8 protein-coding genes are annotated in these 6,911 nt (G+C 58.8%); all 8 read left to right on the forward strand.

The annotated features are described in order from the left end of the window. The first annotated feature begins 272 nt into the window (after positions 1-272). Positions 273-1,625 carry an ABC transporter substrate-binding protein gene (locus tag AC1AUD_RS10535; RefSeq protein WP_476574339.1) on the forward strand — a complete coding sequence of 451 codons (1,353 nt, stop codon included), beginning with the start codon at positions 273-275 and terminating at the stop codon, positions 1,623-1,625. Positions 1,626-1,920: 295 nt separating this feature from the next. Beyond that, the gene (locus tag AC1AUD_RS10540) at positions 1,921-2,742 is read left to right on the forward strand and encodes a carbohydrate ABC transporter permease (RefSeq protein ID WP_476574348.1); all 822 of its coding nucleotides are present in this window, start codon (positions 1,921-1,923) and stop codon (positions 2,740-2,742) included. After that, positions 2,739-3,629 carry a carbohydrate ABC transporter permease gene (locus tag AC1AUD_RS10545; RefSeq protein WP_476574340.1) on the forward strand — a complete coding sequence of 297 codons (891 nt, stop codon included), beginning with the start codon at positions 2,739-2,741 and terminating at the stop codon, positions 3,627-3,629. Before AC1AUD_RS10540 ends, AC1AUD_RS10545 begins: the two co-directional genes overlap by 4 nt. Before the next feature lie 301 nt (positions 3,630-3,930). Next, on the forward strand, positions 3,931-4,959 hold the full coding sequence (locus AC1AUD_RS10550; protein WP_476574341.1) for a LacI family DNA-binding transcriptional regulator: 1,029 nt from the start codon (positions 3,931-3,933) through the stop codon (positions 4,957-4,959). Positions 4,960-5,157: 198 nt separating this feature from the next. Continuing rightward, the gene (locus tag AC1AUD_RS10555) at positions 5,158-5,625 is read left to right on the forward strand and encodes a hypothetical protein (protein ID WP_476574342.1); all 468 of its coding nucleotides are present in this window, start codon (positions 5,158-5,160) and stop codon (positions 5,623-5,625) included. Positions 5,626-5,658: 33 nt separating this feature from the next. Continuing rightward, a complete protein-coding gene (locus tag AC1AUD_RS10560; protein WP_476574343.1) occupies positions 5,659-6,162 on the forward strand; it encodes a helix-turn-helix transcriptional regulator in 504 nt (167 codons plus the stop codon). Then, positions 6,159-6,545 (forward strand): hypothetical protein, encoded by a 387-nt coding sequence (locus tag AC1AUD_RS10565; RefSeq protein WP_476574344.1) that lies wholly within the window; start codon positions 6,159-6,161, stop codon positions 6,543-6,545. Before AC1AUD_RS10560 ends, AC1AUD_RS10565 begins: the two co-directional genes overlap by 4 nt. An 18-nt stretch (positions 6,546-6,563) precedes the next feature. Next, a complete protein-coding gene (locus tag AC1AUD_RS10570; RefSeq protein WP_476574345.1) occupies positions 6,564-6,710 on the forward strand; it encodes a hypothetical protein in 147 nt (48 codons plus the stop codon). Positions 6,711-6,911: the final 201 nt, after the last annotated feature.

The raw sequence follows: 6,911 nt of genomic DNA on the forward strand, positions 1-6,911 counted from the left end.
ATGTGTGCAAATGTTGCGAGAGTCTTCTAGGCGTTTGCTTTTTTAGAACCCTAGTATGAGCTTTTTCAATGAATTTATTGGTATTTTATGCACTGCATTCCGGTTGTACGTGCTGTCGACACTCCGATGAAATTTGACGTGGAATCGATACCACCTATACTGAGTTATGTCGATAAGGGACGCAATGATGCGAGGTCAGCGTCAGATGGGTCTCTTGCCGAAGATGGCTGTTCCGAAGGAGAACAACCCTGGACCTTAAGAAAGGCTCAACGATGAGGAATTGGAAGAAAGCAACCGCCGCCGTCGCCTCGGTCGCCGCGCTTGGCATGCTGATGGCCGGCTGCGGCAACCCGGCTGCCACGACCTCCGGCAGCGATGACACCGATACGTCCGCCGCCGATTACTGGCCGGCCGAGGACACCAAGCTCGACGGCGTCAAGCTGACCTTCTGGGCGGCGCAGAACTCCAACAAGATCCCGCTGAAGGTCATCGAGGACTTCGAGAAGGCCACCGGCGCCGAGATCGATCTGCAGACCATCCCGGACAACTACGAGTCCAACGTGCAGACCAAGATCACCACCGGCGACGCCCCCGACGTCATGTTCTGGCAGGCCGTGCCCTCCACCCTGGCCGGTTTCGTCGCGCAGAACAAGCTGCAGAAGCTTGACGACGCCCCGTGGCTCGACAAGTATGCGGACGGCATCGCCGACGCCGGCGGCAAGGCCACCGACGGCTCCTACTATGGCGCGCTTGTGTCCGCGCCCGACACCGAAGGCGTGTGGTATAACAAGAAGGTCTTCGAGAAGGCCGGCATCACCGAAACCCCGAAGAACTGGGATGAGTTCAAGGCCGCCGCCCAGAAGATCAAGGACACCAAGGCCGCCGAATCGCCGCTCTTCGAGATGGCCGGCTCCCAGTGGGGCACCCAGTGGGCCGTGAACGTCCAGCTCGCCGAGGCCGCCCAGGATGGCCTGTGGGATAACGTCAACGCCAACAAGGACAGCTTCGAGGGCGATGACATCCTCGGCGCCATCAAGGAATACAAGTCCCTGTTCGACGACGGCTTCTACAACAAGGACGCCGGCTCCGCCAAGGACGTCGATCAGGCCCAGGCCCTGATCGATGGCAAGACCGGCATGATCATCCAGACCAACTCGATGTTCGCCTCCATCGCGGCGCTCGCCGACAACGACAAGGCCAAGCTCGACGAGACCATCGGCTTCTTCCCGATCTCCAAGGAAGGCAACGTCGCCACGTCCATCCCGCAGCAGGGCAACTGCATCGTCGCCTTCAAGAGCGGCGATGAGAAGCGCGAGGCCGCGGCCCGCCAGTTCATCTCCTTCTGGCTCGGCTCCGACTACGAGAACTTCATCAAGGACCAGAACCTGGTCTCCATCATCAAGGGCGTCGACACCCCGGACACCGTGCCGCAGGCTTCGCTGGATGCCTTCGAGGCGCTGTCCAACGCCGTCGGCTCCATGCAGTCCCAGGCCATCGCCAACCCCGATCTGTATCTGAACCTGGCCAACATGGTCAACGGCACCATGACCCCGGAGGATGTGGCCAAGACCACCCAGGATCAGTTCGCCCAGATCGCCAAGGCCCAGGGCGCCGAGGGATTCTGACATCCGTGGCCCGCAAGGGCCAAGGCTCCTGACAACGACATAGACCCGGTCGGATGGCGGCTTCCGCTTCCGCTCAGCCAGCCATCCGGCCGGGTCCATCCATGTGTGTGATATCCCAACAATCCATTCCGTCCGCGTCGGCGGAAGATCCGACATAAGGAAACAGACAATGACTGCAAGTGTTTCGACCGGGACGAGGCATGGGAGCGCCTCGCCCGATAAGGAACGCATCAAAGGCACCAGGGCATTGGAACGCAAGAACTATCCGTTGCGTTACATCGTCCCGGCGGGCCTGATGCTGGTGGTGTTCTTCTTCGTCCCCACCATCATGAACTTCGTCTACGCGTTCACCGATTGGTCCGCGTTCAAGGCGACGATTAACTTCAACGGGCTCGAAAACCTCAAATCCCTGTTCGAAAGCGGCACCCTGCTTGCGGACATCAAGGTCACCCTGATCTACGCCGTGCTGGTGGCCATCTTCCAGAACGTCTTCGGCTTGGGCCTGGCCGTGCTCCTCGAGAAGGACACCCGCCTCAACCGCTTCGCCCGCACGATGTTCTTCATCCCCGTGATCATGTCCGCCCTCGGCGCCGGCTATATCTGGCAGGCCATCCTCAAGAGCGACGGCGTGCTCAACCAGATCCTCAGCTTCTTCGCCGGCCACACAGTCGAGATCCAATGGCTTGGCTCGACCACATGGACCATCGTCGTGGTCACCCTCATCCATGGCTGGAAGTGGATGGGCTTCGCAATGCTCACCTACCTCGCCGGTCTCAAGACCATCGACGCCGAGGTGCTCGAGGCGGCCTCCATCGACGGCGCCAACGCTTGGAAGACCTTCTGGCAGATCAAGTTCCCGCTGGTCGCTCCGGCCATGACCTTCAACGTGGCCACCGCACTGCTCGGCTCGATGAACTCCTTCGATGTCGTCCAGGCAACCACCAACGGCGGCCCCGGCGGCTCCACGGAAATCCTGAACCTGTTCATTTGGCGCACCTTCGGCAAGGGCCTGTATTCGCAGTCCACCACCATGTCCCTGGTGCTGTTCGTGATGGTGATGATCATCGCCATCCCGTTGGTCATCTATCTGCGTAAGAGGGAGGCAAAGATCCTATGAGCAGCGCAACCTTTAGCGAAAGCGGTGTCGTCAAGACCAACAGCCATGTCGGCGGCGTCCGCAAGAAGTCGAGGGGCCGCGAGATCGGGCACGCGGTGCTGGTCATCCTCCTCATGCTGATCTTCCTGGCGATTCCGTTCTGGATCCTCATCGTCACGGCCGGCAAGACGCAGGCCGAGGCCGTGGTGCCGAGCATGTCTCTGCCCAGCCAGTGGCATATGATCGACAACTTCAAGGAAGTCATCACCGATGGCAAGATCCTGTCGGCATTGCTTGGCTCGTTGATCGTCACCGTGCCGTCCGTGTTCATCGCGCTGCTTTTCGGTTCGATGGCCGCGTGGATCTTCGGTCGCCGCGCTTCCAAGGGCATGGCCATGCTCTATGCGCTGTTCATCTCCGGCGTCATCCTGCCGCCGTCCGTCGTGACGATCATGATGCTGCTCAAGATGATGGGCATCTCGGGCACCGCTCCCGGCATGATCTTCGTGTACGTGGGCATCTACCTGTCCGTGGTGATCTTCTTCATCACCGGCTTCATCAGAACCATCCCGGTGTCGCTTGAGGAATCCGCCCGCATCGATGGCGCCAGCCCGATGAAGATCTTCTTCAAGATCATCTTCCCGCTGCTCGCCCCGACGCTTGCCTCCTCCACGATCCTCGTGGTGCTCTACATCTGGAACGATGTGTTCTACTCGCTGTTCATCCTGTCGGGCAAGATGGATACCCTGCCGCTCAACCTCTACAATGTGGCGTCGGCCGGTCTGTACCTCAACAACTGGCATCTCATCTTCGCCTACATCATCCTGATGACCCTCCCGCTGCTGATCGTCTTCGTCATCGGCCAGCGCAAGATCATCTCGGGCATCACGGGCGGCGCCGTTAAGTAAACAGCCCGGTGGGCTGTTTACAGGCGACGCCTGAGCGAGGCGAAAGCCGAGCGAAGGTAATGATGAGCCTCGCCATAAGGCGAGTCCGTAATTGCCGGAGGCGCCGTTAAGTAAACAGCCCGGTGGGCTGTTTACAGGCGCCGGCTGCGCGAAGCAGTCCAGAAGATCCCGGAACCGACGTTTCTCCTTCCTCCTTCCCGTCGGTCCCGGGATTTTCATATCAGCACGCGTTTCTTAAATCCCCTCCCCCGTATACATATGTTCTGGGAATATGGGGAATATGAAAGATGGGCAGATTCATATGCAGCGACCGAAGGAAAAACGAGCGCCGGTTATCAAGGACGTGGCCGCGCTTGCCAAAGTCTCCGTATCGACGGTTTCCCGGTATCTCAATAACTCTCCCAAACTGAGCGAGGAGAGCCGCGAGCGCATCGCGCACGCCATCAAACTGCTTGACTACCATCCCAGCCGTGTGGCGCGTGGACTGGTGAACTCCTCCATGAAATCGCTGGTGGTGCTCACCACGAACACCACGCTGTATGGCTCGGCCATGACGATCCAAGGCATTGAGGACGAAAGCCGCGCCCACAACTATCCATTGAGCATCACGAAGCTGGATGATGACAGCGACGCGGGCATCAAAGCATCGATCAATATGACGATGGACCAGAATCCCAGCGGCGTCATCGTGCTCAAATATGACGATCTGGCGGTGCGTGCGCTTGGCATGCTGCCCGATAGCGTGACCAAGGTCATCATCGCCGGCGATCGTGAACCGGAACTGGATCAGATCGACCTATGCGAGAACCGGGCGGGCCGGCGGATCACCGATTATCTGTTGTCTCTCGGCCACAAGAATGTGTGCCATGTCACGATTCCCGGTGGCGGCGGTGGCTATTCGCGCACGGCGGGTTGGGAGGCGCAGCTGCGTGCGGTTGGCAAGCCGATTCCGGATATGCTGCACTGCACATGGGCACCGGCCGATGCGCGCGAGGTCGGGCACAAGGTGGCGCATATCGATGGAGTGACCGCCGTGTTCGCCGGCAACGACGAGATCGCGATGGGCCTGATGCGCGGGCTGGAGGACGAAGGCCGCCGTGTGCCCGAGGACATCAGCGTCATCGGTTTCGACGATCATCCGCTGTCCTGCGTGTGGGATCCGCCTCTGACCACCTACCGTCAGGATTTCCCCGAGGCGGGCCGTCGTGCGGTTCAGCTGCTGATGTCGCGTCTTGAGGCGCGCGAACGCGGCGAGGAACTGCCGCCCCGTTTCGTCGAACTCGAAGGCGAACTCGTCATCCGCGACTCCGCCGCCGCTCCGCGTCTCTAAAGCGGGGTCGTTCCGACGCCCAGCGCGCCAATATATTGCTTTGAGCAAAAAACGCAATTCAGCGGCATGATGCGGGATAGGCTTCTTCCCAAATAGTTGGGAGGGAACATGGTGGTTTCGGATTCTCGGTGTGTGCGAGGTCGTCGGGTTCGCTATGACTGGTTCGGGGAACCTATTCGGCGCGGCGAAGACGAGAGCGTGGAGCTCGCTGTGGCGAGATGGTTCGCCAATCGCAGCGCGAACGCCTATCTGGCTGATGGCAGACTTGAGCCGCGCCGATTCGATAAATACCGCATGCAGACTGAGGCGTATGTTGAGGAGGCGCTGGAACGCGCATCGGCCGGCCGCCTGCTGCCTGGCACCGAAGTGGTTGCGTTGGCACGTGCGCGGCACGAGGATTGCCCGATGTATGAGTTCAGATGGCATCGGGATGCCAGGCAGTTGCGAGGCGGCCGCAAGGAATTGATCCGTCATTACGATGCGGAACCGTGGTCGAAGCCCGATGCTGTGTATGGGTTGGGAATGCATATGAAGGATGTGAGTGGCGCGGACGACGGTTTGATCAATGAGGAGCAGAATCGTCAGATCGATGCGGCGATTGCGCTCTGCCGACGCCATGGGCGTAATGGTTGGTCGTCTGGCGCGTTATGCGGTGGCTCTCAGTAATATTAGAAATACTAATATTTTTTATGGAGGCGCATGAAGGCGGTGATGGACGTGGCTGAATCCGGATACGACTACAAAGAGCTCGCTTACGATCTGTATCGAGCTGGGGATGAACTGCTTGATGATTTGGTGGCCATGCGCAAGCGACGCGGGATGACGCAGGCGCAGCTCGCTGACGAGATGAATGTGACGCAGGGATATGTCTCCCAGATTGAGAACGGCAAAACGAAGCTGGTTTCGCTGTTGACGGATTACGCGCTTGAAGTCGGCGCGCGCATCGAATACGTCGTGGAGCCTGCGGAGAACAAGCCGGAGGGGCGGCGTCATTATGTTCGACAGCAATGTCACGTCGAGCTGCCGGCCAGCGTGGAATGGACGGATGGCGCGTTTACTGCTGGACCGATTGCCGTCGATGCGCGAGTGGAACTCAGGCGGGATGGTGCGCAGGCCGAACCATATCGTGTTGTGCTTCTGCCCGCCTCGTCAACAGATGCTGCTGCGTCCGCAGATACGAAAAGGGAAGAGGCTATGGCATGAAAGTACGCAATCTAGTGTTGCTGTCAGAAAGCAGTAAACGGAATTTTGCGGCAGACAATACCGAATCCGGATCGGGGACATTGGCTTTTGCCTTTGATGTCGTTGATGCTCCCGAGGGAAGAGACTGGCCGTATGAGCTCACCGTTAATGCCAAGGTTTTCCCGGTGAATCGTGGGGCGGAAGCGGTGTTTACAACCGATTTTCGGTATGCGCTATGGGTTGATGAGTGTGACGGGGAGTTTTTTGCTCCGGAAGCGTTTGCCGGGGCGTGGCCATTTGTGCGAGGAGATCTCGTCGAGAGATTGCGCCGTTACGATATGTCCGTGCAGTCCGTCCCGCTGTCCGTCTCTTTTGAAAAGTCGAATGACGCGCAGGCCCAATGAGTGTTAATCGTCGCTGTTATGCAGACACAGACCCATTGCGACACGCCGTCGGGCATGATTTTTGATGAATTTTCGTGGGGTCGGAAGGCCCAGAGCAGGCTTTTGAGGGCGGAAAAGCGCATTTTCGACACGCCGATGGAGGCCAGTGTTTCCAACGATTTTTGAGGTCCTGAGAAACGGCGATTTGCGCGATGGCGGATGTGTGTGTAAGTTATTCATCTTGCTGCCGGTCAGCGAGAAGAAATTCCCCAGTGAAGAGCTTCGGACTGATTGCGCGGTGGTGGTTTGAGAACTCAAGAGTGTGTTTGTACTACTTCTTTATAGTCAATGATTGCCAGTTCACTGGCCGCCCGCCTTTGGGTGGGT

It is taken from the genome of Bifidobacterium sp. LH_730 (assembly GCF_056355835.1).